General features: G+C 35.3%; 17 protein-coding genes and 2 pseudogenes. 7 read left to right on the top strand and 12 right to left on the bottom strand.

The features are described 5' to 3' along the window. Positions 1-77 precede the first annotated feature (77 nt). Positions 78-800, bottom strand: coding sequence for an oxygen-insensitive NADPH nitroreductase (gene nfsA, locus G6R09_RS06830; protein ID WP_163921362.1), 723 nt, complete (start codon positions 798-800; stop codon positions 78-80). 167 nt (positions 801-967) lie between these two features. Between nfsA and G6R09_RS06825 the strand changes: the two genes are divergently transcribed. Continuing rightward, on the top strand, positions 968-1,348 hold the full coding sequence (locus G6R09_RS06825; RefSeq protein ID WP_163921360.1) for a VOC family protein: 381 nt from the start codon (positions 968-970) through the stop codon (positions 1,346-1,348). Between the two features lies 1 nt (position 1,349). On the opposite strand, the gene G6R09_RS06820 is transcribed toward G6R09_RS06825, so the two are convergent. Further along, complete coding sequence (locus tag G6R09_RS06820; RefSeq protein WP_163921358.1) at positions 1,350-1,538, bottom strand: hypothetical protein; 189 nt, start codon at positions 1,536-1,538, stop codon at positions 1,350-1,352. Positions 1,539-1,850: 312 nt separating this feature from the next. Here G6R09_RS06820 and G6R09_RS06815 point away from each other — a divergent pair. After that, positions 1,851-2,122: pseudogene (locus G6R09_RS06815) on the top strand (DUF4160 domain-containing protein). Continuing rightward, complete coding sequence (locus G6R09_RS06810; RefSeq protein WP_065166414.1) at positions 2,116-2,640, top strand: DUF2442 domain-containing protein; 525 nt, start codon at positions 2,116-2,118, stop codon at positions 2,638-2,640. The pseudogene G6R09_RS06815 and the gene G6R09_RS06810 overlap by 7 nt, the downstream one beginning before the upstream one ends. A 393-nt stretch (positions 2,641-3,033) precedes the next feature. On the opposite strand, the pseudogene G6R09_RS06805 reads toward G6R09_RS06810, so the two are convergent. Then, positions 3,034-3,324: pseudogene (locus tag G6R09_RS06805) on the bottom strand (type II toxin-antitoxin system RelE/ParE family toxin). Next, on the bottom strand, positions 3,314-3,562 hold the full coding sequence (locus G6R09_RS06800) for a type II toxin-antitoxin system Phd/YefM family antitoxin (RefSeq protein WP_163921355.1): 249 nt from the start codon (positions 3,560-3,562) through the stop codon (positions 3,314-3,316). Before G6R09_RS06800 ends, G6R09_RS06805 begins: the two are co-directional and overlap by 11 nt. A gap of 511 nt (positions 3,563-4,073) precedes the next feature. Here G6R09_RS06800 and G6R09_RS06795 point away from each other — a divergent pair. The 3 genes from G6R09_RS06795 (at position 4,074) to G6R09_RS06785 (ending at position 9,692) form a co-directional block, all read left to right on the top strand. Continuing rightward, on the top strand, positions 4,074-5,324 hold the full coding sequence (locus tag G6R09_RS06795) for a hypothetical protein (RefSeq protein WP_240345706.1): 1,251 nt from the start codon (positions 4,074-4,076) through the stop codon (positions 5,322-5,324). A 441-nt stretch (positions 5,325-5,765) separates the two neighbouring features. Beyond that, entirely contained in the window at positions 5,766-6,647 is an 882-nt protein-coding gene (gene lepB, locus G6R09_RS06790) for a signal peptidase I (RefSeq protein WP_065166416.1), read from the top strand. A 588-nt stretch (positions 6,648-7,235) separates the two neighbouring features. Then, positions 7,236-9,692 carry an ATP-binding protein gene (locus tag G6R09_RS06785; protein WP_163921352.1) on the top strand — a complete coding sequence of 819 codons (2,457 nt, stop codon included), beginning with the start codon at positions 7,236-7,238 and terminating at the stop codon, positions 9,690-9,692. Between the two features lie 566 nt (positions 9,693-10,258). On the opposite strand, the gene cas6f is transcribed toward G6R09_RS06785, so the two are convergent. The 4 genes from cas6f to G6R09_RS06765 are packed head-to-tail and all read right to left on the bottom strand — an operon-like array spanning position 10,259 to position 15,181. Next, on the bottom strand, positions 10,259-10,876 hold the full coding sequence (gene cas6f / locus G6R09_RS06780) for a type I-F CRISPR-associated endoribonuclease Cas6/Csy4 (RefSeq protein WP_163921349.1): 618 nt from the start codon (positions 10,874-10,876) through the stop codon (positions 10,259-10,261). Continuing rightward, positions 10,876-11,907, bottom strand: coding sequence for a type I-F CRISPR-associated protein Csy3 (csy3, locus tag G6R09_RS06775; protein ID WP_163921346.1), 1,032 nt, complete (start codon positions 11,905-11,907; stop codon positions 10,876-10,878). Before csy3 ends, cas6f begins: the two co-directional genes overlap by 1 nt. A 3-nt stretch (positions 11,908-11,910) precedes the next feature. Beyond that, positions 11,911-13,968, bottom strand: coding sequence for a type I-F CRISPR-associated protein Csy2 (locus G6R09_RS06770; RefSeq protein WP_163921344.1), 2,058 nt, complete (start codon positions 13,966-13,968; stop codon positions 11,911-11,913). Positions 13,969-13,972: 4 nt separating this feature from the next. Continuing rightward, entirely contained in the window at positions 13,973-15,181 is a 1,209-nt protein-coding gene (locus G6R09_RS06765; protein ID WP_163921341.1) for a TniQ family protein, read from the bottom strand. Positions 15,182-15,356: 175 nt separating this feature from the next. On the opposite strand from G6R09_RS06765, the gene G6R09_RS06760 reads away from it, so the two are divergent. Continuing rightward, entirely contained in the window at positions 15,357-17,390 is a 2,034-nt protein-coding gene (locus G6R09_RS06760; protein WP_163921339.1) for an ATP-binding protein, read from the top strand. On the opposite strand, the gene G6R09_RS06755 is transcribed toward G6R09_RS06760, so the two are convergent. From G6R09_RS06755 to G6R09_RS06740, 4 genes are all read right to left on the bottom strand, one after another. Next, on the bottom strand, positions 17,391-17,657 hold the full coding sequence (locus G6R09_RS06755) for a helix-turn-helix domain-containing protein (RefSeq protein WP_163921336.1): 267 nt from the start codon (positions 17,655-17,657) through the stop codon (positions 17,391-17,393). Between the two features lie 103 nt (positions 17,658-17,760). Then, positions 17,761-18,762, bottom strand: a complete 1,002-nt coding sequence (locus G6R09_RS06750) for a TniB family NTP-binding protein (RefSeq protein ID WP_163921332.1) — start codon at positions 18,760-18,762, stop codon at positions 17,761-17,763. Further along, positions 18,762-20,621: a Mu transposase C-terminal domain-containing protein gene (locus G6R09_RS06745; RefSeq protein ID WP_163921329.1), complete on the bottom strand. Its 1,860-nt coding sequence runs from the start codon at positions 20,619-20,621 to the stop codon at positions 18,762-18,764. Before G6R09_RS06745 ends, G6R09_RS06750 begins: the two co-directional genes overlap by 1 nt. After that, the gene (locus tag G6R09_RS06740) at positions 20,614-21,243 is read right to left on the bottom strand and encodes a TnsA endonuclease N-terminal domain-containing protein (protein ID WP_163921325.1); all 630 of its coding nucleotides are present in this window, start codon (positions 21,241-21,243) and stop codon (positions 20,614-20,616) included. The genes G6R09_RS06745 and G6R09_RS06740 overlap by 8 nt, the downstream gene beginning before the upstream one ends. Positions 21,244-21,260 lie beyond the last annotated feature (17 nt).

Raw genomic sequence — 21,260 nt, 5'->3', positions numbered from 1 at the left:
AATATCGGGTAGCGATAATAACCTATTCGCTACCCTTTTTATTGATAGTTACTAACCTCATCGAGGCTCAACAAGCGCTATTTTTCCATCAGCCCTTTACTGTGAAAATATTCCGCTATAAATGGACGCGACTCTTTTGAAAGGGTTTTAGTAACGGTGTTAGACCAATCTTGGTGTTTATTATGGCTTGAACGCTGCTGGTAATATGCCATCGTTTGTTGATCATATTGTGCTAACAGTGGTTTATTTAATGGCTGATACTCATTTTGATGTAAAATCATATCCATTGGTAAACGCGGTTTTAATTGTGGATCTTGCGCAGGTACACCTAAACACATACCAAATAAAACCGCACAATACGGCGGTAAGTTAAGTAGCGCATCAACCTCATGCGGATTATTACGCAGCCCACCAATATACACGCCACCAAGACCCATTGATTCCGCAGCGACTAAACAGTTTTGCGCCATAATACCGCTATCAATTGCACCAATTAAGGCTAACTCAGTATATTCAGGTTTGATCTCAGTGCTAATTGAATAATGACGTTGATAATCAATACAAAACACCAAAAACTCAGCCGCTTGAGCAACATAAGGTTGATCACCAGCAAGGTGCGCCAATGCTGCTCGCTTATTTGGATCAGTGATACGAATAATAGAGGTTGCTTGGATCATACTTGAGCTAGAAGCCGCAATACCTGCCGCAATGATCGCATTTAATTGCTCATCAGAAATATCAGCGTCAGTAAAACTGCGGATCGAGCGATGATTGAGTATTGTTTCAATTGTGGTGTTCATAACAAGCAGCCTATAAAAAGATTTAATTAACCATAATATTAATCACCAAAGCTGCAACAATTTTTTCAGTAATCTATTTTATCAACCTATATTAAATCAAGTATCACCACACTCGGTTTAATATGATATCGTCGATAGCAAATTATTGAGAGATAAGGAGTTACTCAATGAAGCTTAGTCATCTTGATCATTTAGTATTAACAGTCGCTGATATAAATGTAAGTGCTAACTTTTATCAGCGGGTGCTTGGCATGGAATTAATCACCTTTGGCGATAATCGGTTTGCACTTCGGTTTGGTAATCAAAAGATCAACCTCCACCAGCATGGCGCAGAATTTGAGCCTAAAGCCGCCACGGTGCAAGTTGGCAGTGCTGATTTATGTTTTATTGCCACCACTGCTCTGGATGAGGTTCAACAACATCTGCAAGCGCAAGATGTCATTATTATCGAAGGCCCAGTTGAACGCACTGGCGCAACGGGAAAAATCATCTCGCTCTATTTTCGCGATCCCGATGGTAATTTAATTGAGGTTGCAAATAGGCTTTAAATTAAATAGTTATTTTTCGGCGCGTGACGATTTGCTTAAATAGCGTTAATTGCTTTTCCGATAATTGACCGTGATAAATTAACGTTTGATTTAAGTTACTTAAATAATCACGCTCCCAATGGGTTAAAGATTCAGAATGCAATAACAACACCGTATTCACTTTATGCATTAACTCAGTATCCTGCGCCATCGCCTTTTTCACTCGCCTTAATTAACATCGAGTATTGATATCATCACTCAACAGCATTAACAATCCCTTTCAAGCAACTATCGTCATTACCGTCAGGAAATTCAATTCTCCCGTTATAGCCACCATAGATACCAATTTGCCATTGCCAACAGTGAATACCAAACCAAATCCCGTCATTCCCTACAGTGAGGTTACCAACGGAATAGGGTATCTACTCACAGCGCGTTGAAACCTAAAAGTATTAACACCCCTATTTGTCTCCACAAAGATACAGTGCTATAGTTTGTGCATAATAAGTCTATTGAGGTTCACATGCCCGAAATTGATGTATTGCTGGGGCTTTCTTTTTGTATGTATTTCTTTGATAACAAACAGCACAAACTGCCTCATGTCCATATAAAATATGGCGGCTATGAACTTATCGTAGCAATAGAAACAGCTGAAAGTTTAGAGGGTTATCTTCCAAATAAACAGCGAAAACGAGCAGAAGCACACATTGAAAATAACCGTGAAAAGTTACTTAAAATGTGGGCAAAAGCTGTCAACGGCGAGAATCCAGGTAAGCTATAGGTGATGTATGCTAAAAGTAATTGATGTTGATTGGTTGGAAGGCTTCAAACTTGAGTTAACATTTAGTGATGGCTTTTGTGGTGAAGTAGACCTCAAAGATATTTTCCAGAAACCTGCTTTTAAATTAGTGCGTGATTTTAAGCGCTTTGCCTTACGTAGCGACGGTTCATTAGATTGGGAAGGCGTTGATCTTCCAGCAAGCGTCCTTCGAGAACTCGCTGTCGGTCGTTATATTGATTCGCCTCTCAACCTTATTAATGTTCAAGAGATGGAACAAGTTATTAAACAAGCCGCTTGGGATTCAATGAAAGAGGGGCGTGTTGATATTCTTCAAGCAGCCATTCGGTCATATGTTGAATTTTTCGGTCACAGTCAGGTCGTTGAACGCGCAGGAATAAAAAGCCGTACCAGTGCTTATAAATCATTAAAACCTGAAACATCACCAAGTTTTGGTACGTTAGTGCAACTAGGCCATGCGGTAATTGAAATAGCTCAAGATCAGGCAAAGTCATCTGATATAAGCCGTATATAATAAGTCATCAATACGACCATATTCACTCGACATTATAGATGTCGAGTGTTTTTGTTAGTGGCTAATTTCATCATAATTTACGCCCCATTATAGTAAGCACTCCCCCCGACTGTTATTGATATCAACAACCATCACCGAGTAAATAAACTCATTCATATAAGCAACCACCGTCATTACCGCCAGTAAATGTCAATTCTCCCGTCATTGCCAACAGTGAATGCCAAACCAAACCCCGTCATTCCCTACAGTGAGGTTACCAACGGAATAGGGAATCTACTCACAGCGTGCTGGGTTTTCAAACTAAATATATTACTGCCCTATTTTGTGATTGCTCTCGGGATTAATAACTAAAAATGTATCTGATTTATAATGGTTTTTATATTTATACCGCAATCAATCGTCTAACCTTTTCATCGCTTTGCGGTAAACATCGCTACGTTCGCGTTTTCCAACAGCTAAGACGGTTACAATGATGACATCGTCTTCAACTTTGTAGACGAGACGGTAGCCCGATTGACGCAGTTTAATTTTATACATGTTGTCAGCTCCAGAAAGTTTTGAAGCCGGAACATGTGGGTTATCTAAGCGCTCGATTAGCTTTTTCTTAAATTGTTGTTGCAGAGTAGAGCCAAGCTTTTGCTATTCTTTAAGTGCGCTCTTTTTAAAATCAAGCTTATAGGTCATCAATATTTACCGAAATACTCTCTTCAGATTCACGCTCTTTAGCGATAGCTAGTAGTTCAAGATCTTCGAGTCTGTCCATCATCATTTCGTACGCTTCGGCAGGTATACAATAAAAGACTGGCTCATTTCGGTTTAGTACAGCAACAGGTTCGCCGTAAGCACTCGTTGCAACTTTCATAGGATTAGCTTTCAACTCAGTAATGCTTGCAGCAACATCGGCTAAAATTCTAGTGGTCATATAACAGGTCTCTTAAACAGTCTTTATATTGGTCATCTTAGCCTCAACCAAGCGGTATAACAAGTTGCTTAAGAGTGATGCTGAAAAGAAGTCGAACGTTATCCTTGCCATGAACCATCAATTAAATTCATTGGCTTCTTTAAGGCTCAAGCACGCTTTGAATAGATCACAGATAGCTTCGTTCCTCAACTTCCGAGATGACGAATAATGGGCTGAGTGCATACTAAGCCCCATCATTGCCAACAATGATTACCAAACCAAATCCCGTCATTCCCTACAGTGAGGTTACCAACGGAATAGGGTATCTACTCACAGCGCGTAGGGTTTTTAAACTAAATATATTACTGCCCTATTTTGTGATTGCTCTCGGGATTAATAACTAAAAATGTATCTGATTTATAATGGTTTTTATATTATGAAGAGATAAATACGTGTGCATGTTAAAAGGGCATATTGTTAATATATAAGTAATTAGTTACCCCGCGAACATTGGAAAATACGAGGAAAGAAATTGGAAGAAGTAAGAATAGGTAATATGCCAAAAACTAAATTGGTAAACCTTTATCATTCGATGGAAACTGATGAGTTAGACATATTGCTAATAAAGAGTAGTGGTCAGGAAATCAATAGATTGCTATCTCATTTGAGTGAGCGTCAGTTAAACGAGCTTTTCGCATCTCAGTCACAACGGGCAATTAATGCGGTTTTTGAGCGAATACCTCAAAATAGAATTAATAAGTATTTGTTGCTAGCATCAGAAGCTAATATACGAAAAATAGTAATTAGTTTGTCAAATGATGCGAAGTTTAGAGTGCTATCAGGCTCTTCATCAAGCTTAAGGACTAAATTACTAAGCACTCTTCCGGCAAAATCGCGTGAAGAATGGAAACATTTGATCAATGAAGAGAGTCTTTTGAATCGAGAGTTGAGTTTGATTACAACAAACCGTATCGATAATTCTTTGGAAAAGGAAGCAATAGATAGAATTCGCTCGCTAGAGCACCAAGTACAGCTAAGGCAAGAGCAAGCTGAAGCTAGGCTTCAACAATCTGACCTTAAGTTATCAATGGTACAGCAGCAAATCGCGCAGTCTGAGAAACAGCTGCATGATCAGCAGATTAGAGCTCAAAAAGAACATGACATACTTAAGAAGCGTGAGAATGACTTATCAAATAGGTTACTTAAGTTGCGAGATGAGCATGAAAAGCAAATTCAAAATCGAATTGACATTAAGGTTCCTGAATATGTTGCTAACGCAATTTCTGCGCTAGAGACTAAAGAGAATGAATATAAGACTAAAGCTAAAGATTGGAGTGATAAAGGCAATATTGCGTTGGCTTGCGCAATTGGAGCTGCACTATTGGCATTAGGTTACGGAGCTTATGAATTTAGTAACACTCCAAAAACTGACATTAGCTGGTTATTTTTTGGTTACTTGATGTTAAAGGGCTTGATTGTGATTGGTCTGTTTGGAGCGTGGGCTAAGCACGCATATAACCAATCAAATGCGTATATGCACGAGGCACTAAAACGAACAGAGAGAACACATGCGATTAGTTTCGGGAAATTATATCTAGAAATATATGGCAATGATGTAAGTAAAGAAGACATGAAGTCTATTTTTGAAAATTGGAACATGGAAAGTCAAAGTGCATTCAAAGACATAAAGCAAGTGGATTTTCAGCCACAAACACTAGATAAATTAAAGGATATCATTGGCTTGATGAAATCTGGTGATTCAGGAAATACCACTGCCAAATAATAGTAATAAATAAGGGACAACTAACAGATAAAAATATGCACCGCGCAGCCGACACCTATTTGAAATATCAGGTAGCCAAATCCACCTTATATAAATATTGCCAATATCATCAAGGGTGATTCTCAAAATAAATCGAGAGTTATCCTTGGTGTCACCCCACCAATTAAATTCATTGGCTTCTTTAAGGCTCAAGCACGCTTTGAATAGATCACGGATAGCTTCGTTCCTCAACTTCCGAGATGACGAATAATGGACTGAGGCATGCCAAGCCCCTATCCCACTCAAACCTTACAGCTAAAAATAACACTATCAGACTAACTTAAGAGTTTAGTGAGATCATAGTTTACAAAATCTGACCATTTTATTTAGCCGCTGAATCATGTTCAATAAGCAGTACTATTATTTATAGATTATTCTATTTACACATTTTTGAGATTGCACATGCTTTCAGTATTCAACGCCGCAGAATTGTTCTCACTCATTCTTACTCTCGCGACCTTAATAACAGGTATTGTGTTCGCGTTAGATAAGTTCGTTTGGCAACCAAAACGTAAAGAGCAGCCACAGCAGAGTCGATCTGGTTGGGTTGATCAAGCACGCTCACTGTTTCCGGTGTTGTTTGCCATTTTGATTATTCGATCTTTTATTATCGAACCTTTTCAAATTCCAAGTGGCTCAATGCAACCAACCTTGCTGCCGGGTGATTTTATTGGGGTAGAAAAATTCGCTTACGGACTCCGTGATCCTATTTTCCACAAAACCTTAATTCCCACAGGCAAGCCGCAACGTGGTGACATTACCGTATTTATTGATCCATCTAACCCAAAGATCGATTTAATCAAACGTATTGTTGGTTTACCGGGTGATACCGTTATTTACCAAAACAAAACCCTGTATATTAAACCTGCTTGTAATGGTCAAAAAGTCTGTCCTGTCGCGCAAGAAGTGCCTAAACAATATGTGGGCTTAACTAACTTTACAGAGCAAGGGGTGCGGTTAGATGAATACAACGAGCAACTAGGCACAGTGAATCATCACATTTTGCGTGATCCTGCATTGCCTGAACAACTTTACCGTTATTACCAACAGCCAGGTTCACCAATGGGCGAATGGGTTGTACCAAAAGGTCATTACTTTGCGATGGGTGATAATCGAGATAATAGTTTAGATAGCCGTTACTGGGGCTTTATGCCAGAACAAAACTTAGTCGGCAAGGCGACCTTTATTTGGATCAGTTTTACGTTCAACCATAATCCAAATTCAATGTGGCCACACTGGTTACCTGATGGGGTTCGCTTCCACCGTATTGGCCGTATTCACTAGCGCCACCACAACCAGTAAGCTCAAATCAAAAAAGCCGATATGCTAATACCATGTCGGTTTTTTTTAGCTTAAATGTTTTCACGCTACAGCGCTGAGAGTTTGAGAGTTTGAGAGTTTGAGAGTTTGAGAGTTTGAGAGTTTGAGAGTTTGAGAGTTTGAGAGTTTGAGAGTTTGAGAGTTTGAAGATTACAACAAAGAGATCTTAAAAAACAACAGCGACAAGCTAATATTGAACTACACTATAGAAAGTTATAATTAAATTAACTATTTGATAGTATGGGGATTTTCTGAATTTCTGTCGCTTGCACCATACCTCTGCATAACACTCAATAACTTACTACCCAATCTGCACCATACCTCTGCATAGAGTGGAACCATAGTCCTGCATAACATTTACGTATTTGCACAACTCTTTCTGCTAACTGAAAGAAAGTTTCATACATCCAAAAGTTCCTACTACTAATATACTGTATGTTTCATATTGAAGTTACACTATGATATTATTGAATATAAAGCTCAAAAACATATAGAAGTGATAATTGAAAATATCATTATTCAAATTTCATAGCGAGGAGGCTTCTAAAATAAATGAAAAAAATATTTGAAAAACAAATAGATGTAGCTAAGACATTAAGTGACCCGAGCGCGCAACTTAATTTTCAATCATCAATTTTAAGATCTTTAATGCAACTCGCTACAATTACTTCACTTGAATATGTAAAAGAGTCAATTCCAGTAGAAGATCCTAATCTTGACGAAAATATTGAACGATTTTTAACACCGTCAGATGGCATGCCTATAACTCTTTTAGATCAATTAATTCCAATCATACGTTCAAATGAAAAAAAATATTGTAACGGGTGGTTTGAAGCAACTAATGGCTTTGATAATTCATTATGCAAAGATTTACTTCTATGGGTGCAATTTAGAAATAAAATACAGGCTCATGGTGTACTAGACCAAGAAAAAACAAGACTTTGGGCAAATAAAACAATTCAATTAATTGAACGTTGTTTAAAAATTTTTGATTTAGCGATACCAAAGGTAAAAGATAAAAAATTACTTACAATAAAAATTGCAGGCAAAGAGCGAATCATAGAATCTCCATTATTAATAAATGGTAACGCTACAGTAATTTCAAGAATAACTCAGAAAAAAACTGGTTGGAAGATGAGTGTCCAGCCATTGAATTATGGTTGTTCTGATGAAGTAATCTTAGATCTTTCTGAATCCAATATTTTCGCAACAAAAAGCAATGCATATGAATCATATAAAATAATAGAAATAACAACTAATAATAATGATTATATAATCCAACATAACTCCCCAGTAAGACAAACAGATACATTTGAAGGTCGAACTGAAGAATTAGAAGCATTAACTGATTGGCTAAGTGATGACGATTCTCGTAGATGTTTAGTATACGGGGACGGTGGATATGGTAAAACAACACTTGTACTAGAATTTATAAATCAGTTACTTGAAAGTAATTTAGAACTAACAAAAAAACCACCGGAAGTTATTTGTTACTACTCTGCAAAAATGACACGTTGGACGTCAGAAGGAATAACATACTTCACAAGCATACAACCTGTTTTAGATGATAGTGTACGTGAGCTAATGGGTTGCTTACACGATGTGCTATCAAAAGATTGGTATACTCGAAGTGGGCGTGCATTAGTAAATAAAGCAGTAGAAGAACTTAAAGCCAATAAATTTACTCGAGATGAGATTTTAATTATACTCGATAATACAGAAACTTTAGCTTCTACTTCTCAAGAAACAAAAGAATTAGCTCAACAAATAGACCTTATGGGACGAGTAATAGGCAGAGTAATTGTAACTTCAAGACGCCAAGAAAGTATTGAAGCAAAACAATTATTAGTTCAAGGACTTACTATGACTGACTCAGTTAATCTATTACAGTCTTTAGCTCATGAACATAAAGCTAAACCAATAATACAAGCAGGCGATGCAAAACTAAGAAAAATTTCAGAAAAGTTAATGTATAAACCAATCTTGTTAGAAGCTTTAGTAATTTACATAAGTCGTGCAAATGTTGGTATTGAACAAGCTATGGAGAATCTTTATCGTAAATCTAATGATGAACTATTAGAGTTTTTATATGAAGATGCTTGGGAAAGAATTGGGGGATTACAGAAAGAAGCATTCTTTATATTAGCCTCTCTTCATTGTCCTTTAGATCAATATTCGATTAGTAGAACTTGCCAATTATTAGAAATTCAACATAGTGAATTTCAAACAAGTTTATCAGAAACACATTTCGCAACAGTTATTGATTATGGTTCACACTATATACTTGAATTAGTTGAACTCGCTAAGCGATTTTTTATAAAAAAACTAAATGAAAAGTCATCTAAAACTCAAGCTCGAATAAATTCATTTGTAGATGAAATAGATAAATATGTTGTACAACGAAATGAAATTGAATCTGCATATAAAAAAGATAGAATCGCTGAAGCTTTTCGCAGTGAACTAGCTAAAGCTGCAAAAGTGGAGGTTGATAAAAATAATATTAATGAGGCTATTGTATTATTCGAGCTTGCTTTAGAAGAAGATTCTCTTAATGCGGCATTACATGACAGATATGCTTGGATACTTTTTAATAAAACAAATGAGTATGAAAAAGCACGTACTCTATCAGAAAAAGCTGTTAGCCTTAACCCAGACAACTGCGATGCGATCGTTAATTATGCAATAATTAATTATCGACTCAATAAATTAGAATTAGGTGATAAATATATTGAGCTATCTGAAAAATTAGGTCGACCAAAATCTTTTGTTTTATTAAGAAAAGCAATAGCTCGTCAGCACAAAGCAAGATTAGAAACTAACCCTAAAGTTTCTCTTGAATGGTATGGTAAATCAATGGAATTATTGAATCTTGCAGAGAAGTTTCATGAAAACATATCAGGCTATGATGCAAAGAACCTAAGAGATATTAAAAAGTATCAAGATGATGTTCGCAAAAAAGTCTATCGATTAGAGAAAAAATTAAAAGCACAACTAGCTTTTAGTAAATAACAATATTGGTTAACCATCTTTATATAAAGTAAAGGTGGTTACTTCAATGAGAATTACAATTTACAAATAATCACCTCAAATAAAAAACAACCCCGTAACAATAGCCATTGATTATCTTAATGGGCATCAAAATATAGCGCCCAAATTAGAAGCGATGGAAGTGCATGAACTAGAAGATAAACTTGAAGAACACCTTTTTGAATACGATTAAAAATATCCCAGCAAATGCTGGGATATAATTTCCTAATTCTGCCTTTTCGGCAGGTTTAATATAGCCTGATGCGATTGCTTACTTCTTGGCCTAATCTCAACTGCCTACGCGGCAGGTCACATTCCGCGCCTTCAATTAACGCTTTTACTTTTTTTCTCAGCTGCCTACGCGGCAGGTCACGTTCTCACTGAAAAGTAGTGACGCTAAATCATTTTCTCAGCTGCCTACGCGGCAGGTCACTGTTAAGTGTAGAAGATAACTATCGATTATTCATATAATTAGAAAAGCTTTCTTATATTTATTCTTTTTACTCCAATAAATATAACCATTTGATTTAATAGAACTTAAAATTTAACTATAAAAAAGGGTCTTGTGAGGATAAATCAGGAACACTACCTTGATACTCTTTATTGGTTGCAAAACCATAGGAAGTAAAGGTATCGGTTGCACCCTGTGAGAGTTCTTTTTGAATATGAAGAATATACCGTTGGCCTGATTGTTTACTGGTCATAAACACACGATGAAATATACCAACCTCTCGATTTTGATAATCATTAATAGGTTCAAATATTTCCCCGCGTTCTTTAGATCTACGTTTAGCACGTTCTAACCGTCTGCGTTTTTCTCCAGAAAAACATTTGGCTATATTTTGATTTCGTTTAAACCTTATTTCAGGTAAATCATTAGGTACGATGCAAACACAAGAGATAGCAAAGATATTATCACTCACCATCATTTCAAAGTATGGCTGATTAATAAGAAACTGGAGTGCTGATTTATCAGAAGAAACGAACGCAATTTCATTGCCAAGGCTATCGTTACTCCATTGAGGGAAAGCCACCCCTATTCCACTATACTTATTAGCTTTAGAACAAAGCACCCCATGGAGGATACTAATACACCGTCCAGCAACTAAACCAACATCAATATCATCAACCAGATAGCGAATTACAACAAAATAACGTTGATTCATTAACTTTTCCCTCGTTGAAATAGTCCGCCTTTACATAAAATCGACATTACATAATGTATATTAGGATGAATTCCATCAGCTGATTTCACCGATCGCAAATAACGAATATAAACCGCAGTCAGCTTTAATAATGAATAAAAGTCGTTACTATTTATTGGATGCCTTCGTGCAATTAGATTTTTCCTATCAGCCGCATATTCATGTGCTCTTAACGGTTTATAAGCTCGCTCATCCCACCAGTCATCAATAAGCTGTAAAGCTGCTCCAACTTTCTCTGCATGGAAGCATACGGCTTTCTCACCATTAACACAGCTTGTCGTCGCGTATTGTTTTGACGCTTCACCTTCTTTACGCTCAATAAACTTTTGACTCGGGTGTATCTCTTGGCAAAAACCTGTCATAAGCACTGCATGAACATCAGCAAACCAATATTTATCAGGATTAGTTAATGCTTGTTCCATTTCTTCTGATAACGCCAATAGTGTCTTTTGATCCTGCTCAGGCCATTCTCCATCCCATGACAATAATCGTGCATCCGCTATTACATAATGACCATTATCAGAAGTCGTCACTTCAATTTGAGTCCCTAATGTATGATTGTTCCGCCATAGCCATGTTCCTATCAACAAGTTTCGGCAATAACGTATCGCTAATTCTTTATAACCATTTTTCTGTGTATATAAATGAGATAATTTCGTTAAGTAACGCTTAACTTTTATATCTTCACACGTTTCAGGTTCTAAAGAATTAGCCTCAACTCTCAAAGAGAAACGGCAATGAATTGATGAAATGTTAGGAGGTACATAGCATGCTTGAATACACTGAGGATTACTGTAAGCGAGATCATGAGGACTAATGTTTTTTAATTTACCTTTACTGTCAAACGCTTCAGTAAACCCACTTTTAGGTGCTCTAATTTTATTAGTTTCTAACTGCAATGGTACAAAATCACAATCACGCATTTGATAATAAAAAATAGCTTTTCCTGGTGATAACGATCTGACATAAGTTAAATGGCGACAAATCTGCATGCCTCAATCCTTATGATGTGTTTTCATAAGCATAGCTGTATTTTCTGAACTGAAGTGCCAAAAAGCCGAATCAAAAAATTGCTTTGCACCTTCTAATCTCACTTCTATTGCATTTTTACATTGCACTACACCAATGCAAGGTTCTGCAAAACAATGTTGTTCTGCTATAGAGTTTACTCGTTCTTGAGGCTTTTCTAACGCAATGAATCCCATATTTACTGGTTTTAAATCAGGCTCTAATTTTAATCTTTGCTCTAATTGTTGAAAGCTATCAAGCTTTCCACTATCTGAATAAATCCAACATCCCGATTTAGGAAAACGTGAAACAACAGAAAATAGCTCACTTCGGCTGCTATAGATATTTAGCCAGTCACGCTGTTCATATAACGCAGGAGGTAACAATGTTCCCCCTGCAAATTTAGATGGTAATGCCGCTTGTAATAGTTGTTTAGTCGGTGTTGTATCTTCATCAGGAATACGTAACGCTATAATTAAATCAACCGTCAAATCACAGTATTTACCGTCAATAATACCTGAACGTTTGATATTACTAACACTACGCTTAGAAACTGGAGTACAAGGCTCTGGTAGCTTTTTCGTCTGAATCTCTTGATATTCAGAAATAAACCACGCGACACTTTCCATATCAATTGATGTTCCTGCTAGTTTATTCAACCGTGATTGATAATGTTCAACAAATCCCCATAAGGCGGTTAAAGAAGGTATACCTGCTACATATGGGTTTGATAATGAAGATGCATCACTCACTTTGAGTTGCTGCAAATGCAAATAAACATAAGAATTGCTAGTAACAGTTGTACTCATCGGTGTCGCTAAGTAACGTAACAGCCATGATAACTGCATCTTTATCGGTAAGATTAATTCAGGGTGAAAAGCATAACGAGAAGCATATTTATTAAACTGAATACTTTGATGAAACTTAAGGTTTAACTCTGCTACTAACTGTGGCAGTTGTTCCAATGGCGTAACGATAAGCTTATTTTCAATACCATTAGGCTCTGTATCATAATTGGCATTTGGTTCACTATCACGCCACTCCATCATTGGTGCTAACCATAAAATGAGTTGTTTACGAATAAATCGTAATGCTGATACTCGCAATTGACGGCGTTGTCTTACTGTTGGGGCTAAATTTTCTTTCGCAATACATTTCAAAGCATTAACAAAAGATTTAGATGACAATACGCTATTATCAAAGCAACCCCTTTTGTCTCGACGTGCAGTAATAAAATCTTTAGTTCTGTTTCTTTTAACTGACGGATAATAATTAAGAACACGAGAAAAACCACCAACTGAAGCAACTAAACCACTAACACTTGCAGGATGCCCATGGCTAATCGTCGTTGTTCGTAATGATGGAGCAAGCTTATGTATTTTAGCTTGAACGGTATGACTCACTATTGGTGTCACCGCTATGGGCTTTCCAGTAACCATAAATCTTAATTGTTTTGAATAATCACTTATCTCATGGGGCGTTTGCTTTTGACCTAACTCGTTATCTAAATAAGCAATCATCGAATCAAGTTTGTTTTTGTTAACACCTAACAATACCAACTTATCTAACCACAATGGTTGTTTCGCTGTCAGTAAAGTACCTAGCGTTAATACATCACCACGCCATAAAAACTCAGCACTAAACAATTTGGCATAATTAACCATTGCACTGTTATTTGCCCATCCTAAGCCATAAGGTAAATTGGCACTGCTCAAGACGTTTTGATAAACCGCTGGGGAATCACCTCGATACACTTGATGACTCACTCTAGCATCAGGATATTTAAGGTTATGCGTATGATACCAGCCAACTTCAGTTAAACATTTATCAAGATGACCATAATCTTTCCATAATTCCTGAGCCTGCTGTTTATCAATAATGTCTTTTATCTTATTACGAGGAATCGTTGAATTAATAAGTATTATCAGACATGTAAGTTCTTCACCATCAACAGCTATTGGTAGCGAATAAGGCGAGAAAGCTTTTCTAAGTTCCTTATCAAGTAGCTTTTTATCATCGATTTCAAGAATTGATGCTAAATCCATTTGATCACCATGATGGTAAATAAGTCATATTATTACTGTAAGTAGGCGTAATACGTGATTGCCGTAATTCAATCACTTGCCGTAGATAAAATGCACCTTGATTGGGCGATAATCGAGAGTGCAATTTTAGTTTAATAGCTAACTGTAGATATCCTTCTTCTATCAGCCGATAAACTTGTTCTATTGATGTTGATAGCAAAGCCGCTGTTTCAATAATATTCAATTGCAAATCGCCTAAATTAGCCATTTTGCATTTGGGATTTTTCTCAACGAGTGATATCAAATAATCCACAACCGACTCAAGAACAATATTTTGCAGTGGTGTTCGAAAAGGCAACTTTTGACAAGATGCTAATACATCACCAAATACCACAGAAAAATCCGTCTTATTAAATGATTTTAATTGCTTATCACAAGCTGTTTTCGATAAATCATCTAGCTCTTCAAAAAATGATTGAGGCCAATGCTCAAAAAAAGAAATTAATGAACTTTCATCTTCACTTTTAGAGTGTAAATAGCGATTTTGATACCACAATATGATCCCAAATCGTTCACTCATATCAGCTCGAAGTGGTAAACAATCAACGTCTTTACCTGCAATATATTCAGATATAATCTTTTTGACAGTTGGTGCTTTTATAGTATTTATCAACCGAAGATCATAACCACATTCACAATGTGTAATTCGCTCTGCTTGTAGATAATTCAACTGTTCATTACATGAAGGGCAATGTGTTATCAATTCACATTTATGATGATGGCAAGCTTCATAGGGGCTTATATGCCAAAGCTGAGGAATATATTGATGTTCAGTTAGGCATTGAGGACACACTGGAATAATTGATGTTCGAATAAATTTAAGGGGAATAATAATATTACGCTGTGATATCGAAGCCGAATTAGGTGAGAAGGCTGTCGTAGTGTTCAGTAAGCAGCGTTCTAACATTGATGGTGAATTAGTATCAAGTAACTCATCCAGTAGCTTAAAAGCCCTTACACGAAACCCACTAGAATGATTTGCATGGTAGATATTGGCGCAAGATAGTGTCAAAGGCCATGAACCCGCCGCCTCATGATCATTATCTTGCAACCAGTCACGAATCACCAATGCCATAGTTTGATATGACTCAAAGCCATTAGCTTTGCAAAGCCTTATCAAAAAGCTTTCAAGTGATTCATTTGCTATGGCTTTATCTGGTGAAATGAGAAACATAGCCAACCCAAACTAAGAAATACTTAGTTTAAGTGTGAGCTATTTTCATTATATTGCAAATATCAGTACACAACCTCAAACAAAAAACTATAACAAACTGATATATATTGACATTTTAAATTTTAAGCATTAAAAATGCATTCATAAAATCGCTATTAATCATAAGTGAATAATTATGGCTGAACATCAACTTAAAGCATCTGAAAGTGGTGTGAAAAGTAAATTTCGAAGCACAACCAAAGAACAAGCTTTTGCTGAATACATATGGAATGCACTAGATTCTGGTGCAACTAGAATTCAAATAACCGCTAAAATGAACTATGAATTAGATCAAATAATTGATATTTGTATTCAAGATAATGGTTCTGGCATTGAAGTTACTGACTTAAAATCTCCTTTTGATAGCTTTGAAGATTCAGAAAAAAAGAATAATAACCACCCACTGGTACAAGGAAAAAAAGGAAGAGGGCGATTAAGTTTTTTTAAATTCTGTGATTCAGCAAGATGGATTAGCAAACATAAAAATAGCCTAGATAGTTACGAAATTGAAATAACATCAGGATCTTTAAATAAATTTAGAATAAATAAAAAAGAAAATCACAGCCAAGAAAATGGTACAAGCGTATTTTTTAACAATATGCATTTAACCATTAGTGAATTTAATGGAAAAATAACAAAATATATAACAGAAAATATCAGCTGGATGAGTATAATAAAACCAAACATAAATATAACAATTAATGGCGAAGTGATACCAAAACCAAGATACATTTTAAATAAAAGAAGTACAGAATATGTCCATGATGATTTATTTGAATATAACTGTTTCGTTTGGGAAAATAAAATAAGAACTGAACCTTCTCATATATACATTTCAGACACTCAGTTTAATATTATTGACAAAATAAAATTCGTTAAAAATGACAAATCTTTTTTTTGCTCATGCATTATATCATCTGAATGGTTTAACTCCTGTTCAAATAAAGAAGATGAACTTTCTATCTCTCTTGATAAAAAATCCACTAAATTTATAGAAATAGAAAAATTAGCTAAAGAAAAACTGACATCTTTATTTTTAGATTTAAGAAAAGATGCTGTCGAACAACTAATCTCTGAATATGAAGATAAAAATATCATGCCAAAACATCAAACAACTAACAGAGCAATGAATCAATTTAGAGATCAACAATTAAAAGATACGATTAGAGTAATATATGAAGCTGATTCAGCTATATTTACAGATCTCATTAATGATAAACAAAAAAAGATTTTAATAAAACTACTAGATAAAATTGTAAATTCAGAAAATCCAGAATGTTTATTTGATGTTTTAGATGGTATTGTTTCCTTATCAGAAACAGAGATTAGAACTTTCTCTAATTCATTAAATAAAATATCCATGCAAAATATCATTAAAACGATTTCTCACTTGGAGGAACGCTTAAGAATAATTGACCTTTTTGAAGATGTTCTTAAAAATAAAGGTGAGTCTTATGAGGTCGCTCATATTCAAGTAATTATTGAAAATAACATGTGGCTTTTTGGTGAAGAATATAACTTAATCTCAGCAGAAGAAGATAAATTTGATAAAGCATTAAGAAATTATTTAGAATTTAAGAGTGAAGATATAACAGCTTTAGATAACCCCAATGAAGAAAAATTCCACCCAAAACATTATGATAAACATACATCAGTAGTTCACCCTCATAAATATAAAGAAATGGATATTTTCGCATCTCAAAAAGGTGCTCATTATTATAATGGAGAGAGTTGTTTTAGGAATATAATTTTAGAACTAAAAAGACCAAGTGTTAACCTAACAAATAAAGAATTAAATCAAATAAAGGAATACGCAAACGTCATAGAATGTACTGAAGAGTTCAATACCAAAGATGAAGAATGGGATTTTATTCTTGTTGGTAACAAAATCTCTAATAACCCTCAAAAAAGCTATGAAATTACACGAGGGTTTTCAAGTACAAAAGATTTTGGAAAACCAGGATTAGTTCAAATATTTGGTGAAAATAATAATATAAGAATTTGGGTAAAAGAATGGTCTCAAATTATTAGCGACTTTAAACTAAAATATAACCACATTATCCAAAGATTAAATGTTAAAGCTATGAAGATACAAGACAAATCTCCTGATTTTCTGGTTAATGAAATCAAAAACACAAACCTTTATAAGGAAAAAATTCATACCAAATAATTAATGTTCATATTTTTCTTTATAAATTCTCAAAATAATTTTAGATAATTTATCATCTTCACAATAAAAATACGCCGTAGGTACACCAAGTACCTTACCTATCCGCTGCATAGTTTGATAGTCAGGCGTATGTTTACCCCTCTCATACTGGTTCATCCGAGCACTAGCTGTGTTCGGATCCATTCCTAATGCCATTCCAAGTTGTTGTTGTGTATAACCAGCCGCTTTTCTTGCTGCCTTCAAACGTACAGGGATCGGTGTTTCCATGGAAAAACTCTCAGGTAAAGAATGCTTACCTAAGAGTTTCTTAGTAAATGAGCCACTTATGTACTAAGGAGTCCTTAGTTTAATGGTAGCCTGTTGTTATATATTACTTTTTTAAAATTTGTGACAGTGTAAGTTTATCGGTGAATTGAGTAGGTATGATGGCATCAAACTCATTATCAGCACCAGAATCATATCGAGAATAAGATTCAACTTCGCTACCAATAATTTCATCTAATGATTGTTTGAAAGGATTTATCTCATTGGGATAATACATTGAAAAGACAACCGCAAATGAATGTGGTGTTAACTCATGCTTGTTTTGCAACATAACATACTTCACTGTTTCATCTAAAAACCGCTTGAGTGCTCTCAGTTGCCCTCGACACACAGAAAACAAAGCTAATATAACTACCTTGCTTTTAACCTCAGCAGAGGTGCTTACAGGCATTCGTGTAATCAGTCCTTTAATAAAACGAATAAAATGAGCAGGATCATCTGATAATTTAAAATAGCCTAACTCACGACGAATCATTAACCGTGATGCCCATTGTGGTTCTGAGGCTATTTTTTTAGCCCAAGGCATACCAACCAAAACAATAGGGATTTGCGCTTCTTCGCTGATATATTTTAATCTATTTGCTATCTCATTCAGTGCCTTACCCGACTTAAATTCCACTAACTCTTGGAATTCATTAATTATAATCAGTTCTGTTTTCTGACTTCGTACACACCGAATAAGAGATTCAGTTAAACTTTGATCGCCACTTCTTCCTTTACGATAGGTACTCCCAAAGTGACCTAAATCTTTTAATAACTGAATAATAGTTGAAGATAATGTAGGTTTACTCGGAATACGGCTAACAAGGACTAACGAGGAAGATTGATTTTTTATTAGCTGTAAACGCTGCTGGTACTCTTGAATCAATCGTGATTTTCCAGATCCCGTATCTCCCGTTAGCAACATGCATTGTTGCTCTCCACCTAATCGTTTGTTATAGCGAAGACGGTCAAAATCATCCATCACCATCGTCGCAACAGGCGATTCAATAAAAACGTTAATGAATGCCTTAAGCTCTTGTTCCTGCTGTTCGCTTAATGTCTGCATTAATATGAATCCAAATCTGACATGAAATCATCCCAATCATCATCATTATTCGGTAATGTTTTTTTTACAGGAGCTGATTTATTTTCTAGATTTAATGATGGTAACTTATCAGGTTCAATACTTATTTTTTTATCATTAGCAATACCTGAATGTTTTGCTAACCGACTCATACCTTTGATTGATTTTCGCTTATGTATATTTTTTATCTCGTCAGCTTCTTGAACAATACGATCATGAATATAAAGCCGTACTCTAGCTAAACTATCTAAATCTAAGTGTTGATCTACAAAATCTCGTTGTAATTTTAGATTGATTTGATGCTGAAACAATGACAATTCTTGAGTATAGCCAACAGGATCGATACAAGGTACTTTGAGATAATGATGTTCATTGTCTAAATAAACATAAATTGATGATATATCTTCAGGATCAGTTTTTGTTAGTACATCAATATTCGATGGGTACATTCGGCGATAATCAGCAAGTTGATCACTATCGTAGCGAAGATTATGTAAATGAATTCCCCCTCTACGATGCTTTCTTTTTGTTTTTATACCAAGAATAACAGCAAGTTGTTGTTCATCTTCAGCTGTATAGCTTATTGGTGGTAACTTACTCGTGGCATCCTGCCATTTCAAAAATGGAATTGAGCGTTTTCGTGAATCAGATTCATGGTGATAAACATCAATAATCCACTTATGAAGAATCTCATTAAATGTAGAGAAACGCAGAATAGCATCTTTTTTAGAATCATATTCTTCACGCGCCATAATGTTAGAAAATGTTTTACCCGGAATATTGATAAGTAATTTACTATTTATACTTTGAAATATCCTTTCAACAAGAGGCTTTAACCATGGTTTTCTTACTGGGTTATATTGAATATTAATCCCTAATTCTAAGCAGGATTGTTCAAGGCTTTTACCCCAAAATTCTGCCCCATTATCAACGACAAGCGACTCCATTTTTCCATGGCAATACCATTCATTTTCAATAGTAGGAAACTTATCAGCAATGTAATCTTTAGGCCGAATAGCATTCAGTAATGCTTTCATTACAGAGAAATAACTAGGCTCTTTAAAACCAAAATAAAAGCCAACGATACTACGACTAAATTGATCAATAAGAAGCGTTAAATAAGGCCGTCCTAAAGGAACATTCAATTCATCATCCAATAAGATGAGATCTAATGGAGTATGATCAATTTCTACCTTTTCAAGCACCCGATTAGCAGGGTAATGAGCATCTATTTTATTAAACTCCATATCTGCTAAATATTTACCGTGTCGAGCGAGTTTTACATCATAAGCAGGCAATTTCTTAATTCTTTTATAAAAACCTTTATATGATAATGCTTTGATTTTATTGCCAACGAGCGTTTGGTTTTCAATACGAATTAAATCCGAATAATACTGATAAATGGCAGCAATAGATGGGCGCTCAGGCACTAAATAACGCTCAAGGGCTTTATCAAAAAACACCATTTCACCTTTCACTTTAATCTCTCTATTTCCTACTTGTTCGGTTCTAGGAATTAATGAAATAAGACTAAAATTCGATTGTGAATAAAGCTGCCACCATTTAGCTAGAGTTCGCCATTTAGGCGCAGGTAAATTAAGCTGTTGAGCGGCTTCATCAAGTAAAGGTTCTAGATTTTTCTGTGTCCAACCACCCACTAACTCCTTTCTCATCCACTCCAAGAAGTAATATTTTCTCATTACATCTTTCTGAATTTTATCAGAATATGACGCAAGATCTCTTACTGCAATATTGTCAGGTGAAAAACACTTTTCATCATCTAACGGTTGATTATCTGGTTGAAATTCATCATTAAAAGATCCAAAAGTATTATTACTCATCAGAATCACACCATACAAATGATTCTAAATTAAGTTCTTGCGCCGTTAAGTTGGTATATAACAATCCTGATGATAAAAGACCTAATGTCATTTTTATAGCAATACCATATTCAATACTAAGGTACTTCGCTAAATTTTTTATTTGAATTTGGTTAGAACGCCTAACAATATCCAGTAATGATTGATGTAATGGCGTTAGGCTTTGAAAGCCAGAATAACGATGTAATAACTTGAGATTATTTAAAACAGGGTTCACGCGTATTTGTTTATCAGTCACTAATATTAAGGGAATATTATGCTGATTCACCTGCTTTTGTTTAGCTAAAAAACGCTGATGAAACTCTACCGATTGTGCTTTTGCCCATGGTTTCACCTCAACGAATTTTCTCACACCTTTATCAATAATTAGAAAATCAGGGGTATAGGGATATTGTTTATCTTGATATGAGTAATAAAAACCTTCTGGTTGAGCGATAAAATGCTCAATTTCAGTGGAATATTCGAAATGAAAACAAGTATCAAATTCCAACCGTGATTCAACCGTCAGGACTTGGTTCATCTTTGAACTAACAAATTTGAAGATATTTTTAACACGAGAATGTTTTAGATTTCGTCTGTACATAACAACGCTCTTTTGTT

It is taken from the genome of Photobacterium sp. Alg240-V54 (assembly GCF_900537155.1).
Classification (GTDB): Bacteria; Pseudomonadota; Gammaproteobacteria; order Enterobacterales; family Vibrionaceae; genus Photobacterium.
Note: the sequence above shows the minus strand (reverse complement) of the source record. Positions and strands in the feature narration are given on the sequence as shown.

What these genes read in the sequence shown, in the direction of transcription:
- nfsA (WP_163921362.1), bottom strand. Translation starts at nt 800, where the DNA reads ATGAACACCACAATTGAAACAATACTCAATCATCGCTCGATCCGCAGT.
- G6R09_RS06825 (WP_163921360.1), top strand. Translation starts at nt 968, where the DNA reads ATGAAGCTTAGTCATCTTGATCATTTAGTATTAACAGTCGCTGATATA.
- G6R09_RS06820 (WP_163921358.1), bottom strand. Translation starts at nt 1,538, where the DNA reads ATGGCGCAGGATACTGAGTTAATGCATAAAGTGAATACGGTGTTGTTA.
- G6R09_RS06810 (WP_065166414.1), top strand. Translation starts at nt 2,116, where the DNA reads ATGCTAAAAGTAATTGATGTTGATTGGTTGGAAGGCTTCAAACTTGAG.
- G6R09_RS06800 (WP_163921355.1), bottom strand. Translation starts at nt 3,562, where the DNA reads ATGACCACTAGAATTTTAGCCGATGTTGCTGCAAGCATTACTGAGTTG.
- lepB (WP_065166416.1), top strand. Translation starts at nt 5,766, where the DNA reads ATGCTTTCAGTATTCAACGCCGCAGAATTGTTCTCACTCATTCTTACT.
- G6R09_RS06785 (WP_163921352.1), top strand. Translation starts at nt 7,236, where the DNA reads ATGAAAAAAATATTTGAAAAACAAATAGATGTAGCTAAGACATTAAGT.
- cas6f (WP_163921349.1), bottom strand. Translation starts at nt 10,876, where the DNA reads ATGAATCAACGTTATTTTGTTGTAATTCGCTATCTGGTTGATGATATT.
- csy3 (WP_163921346.1), bottom strand. Translation starts at nt 11,907, where the DNA reads ATGCAGATTTGTCGCCATTTAACTTATGTCAGATCGTTATCACCAGGA.
- G6R09_RS06770 (WP_163921344.1), bottom strand. Translation starts at nt 13,968, where the DNA reads ATGGATTTAGCATCAATTCTTGAAATCGATGATAAAAAGCTACTTGAT.
- G6R09_RS06765 (WP_163921341.1), bottom strand. Translation starts at nt 15,181, where the DNA reads ATGTTTCTCATTTCACCAGATAAAGCCATAGCAAATGAATCACTTGAA.
- G6R09_RS06760 (WP_163921339.1), top strand. Translation starts at nt 15,357, where the DNA reads ATGGCTGAACATCAACTTAAAGCATCTGAAAGTGGTGTGAAAAGTAAA.
- G6R09_RS06755 (WP_163921336.1), bottom strand. Translation starts at nt 17,657, where the DNA reads ATGGAAACACCGATCCCTGTACGTTTGAAGGCAGCAAGAAAAGCGGCT.
- G6R09_RS06750 (WP_163921332.1), bottom strand. Translation starts at nt 18,762, where the DNA reads ATGCAGACATTAAGCGAACAGCAGGAACAAGAGCTTAAGGCATTCATT.
- G6R09_RS06745 (WP_163921329.1), bottom strand. Translation starts at nt 20,621, where the DNA reads ATGAGTAATAATACTTTTGGATCTTTTAATGATGAATTTCAACCAGAT.
- G6R09_RS06740 (WP_163921325.1), bottom strand. Translation starts at nt 21,243, where the DNA reads ATGTACAGACGAAATCTAAAACATTCTCGTGTTAAAAATATCTTCAAA.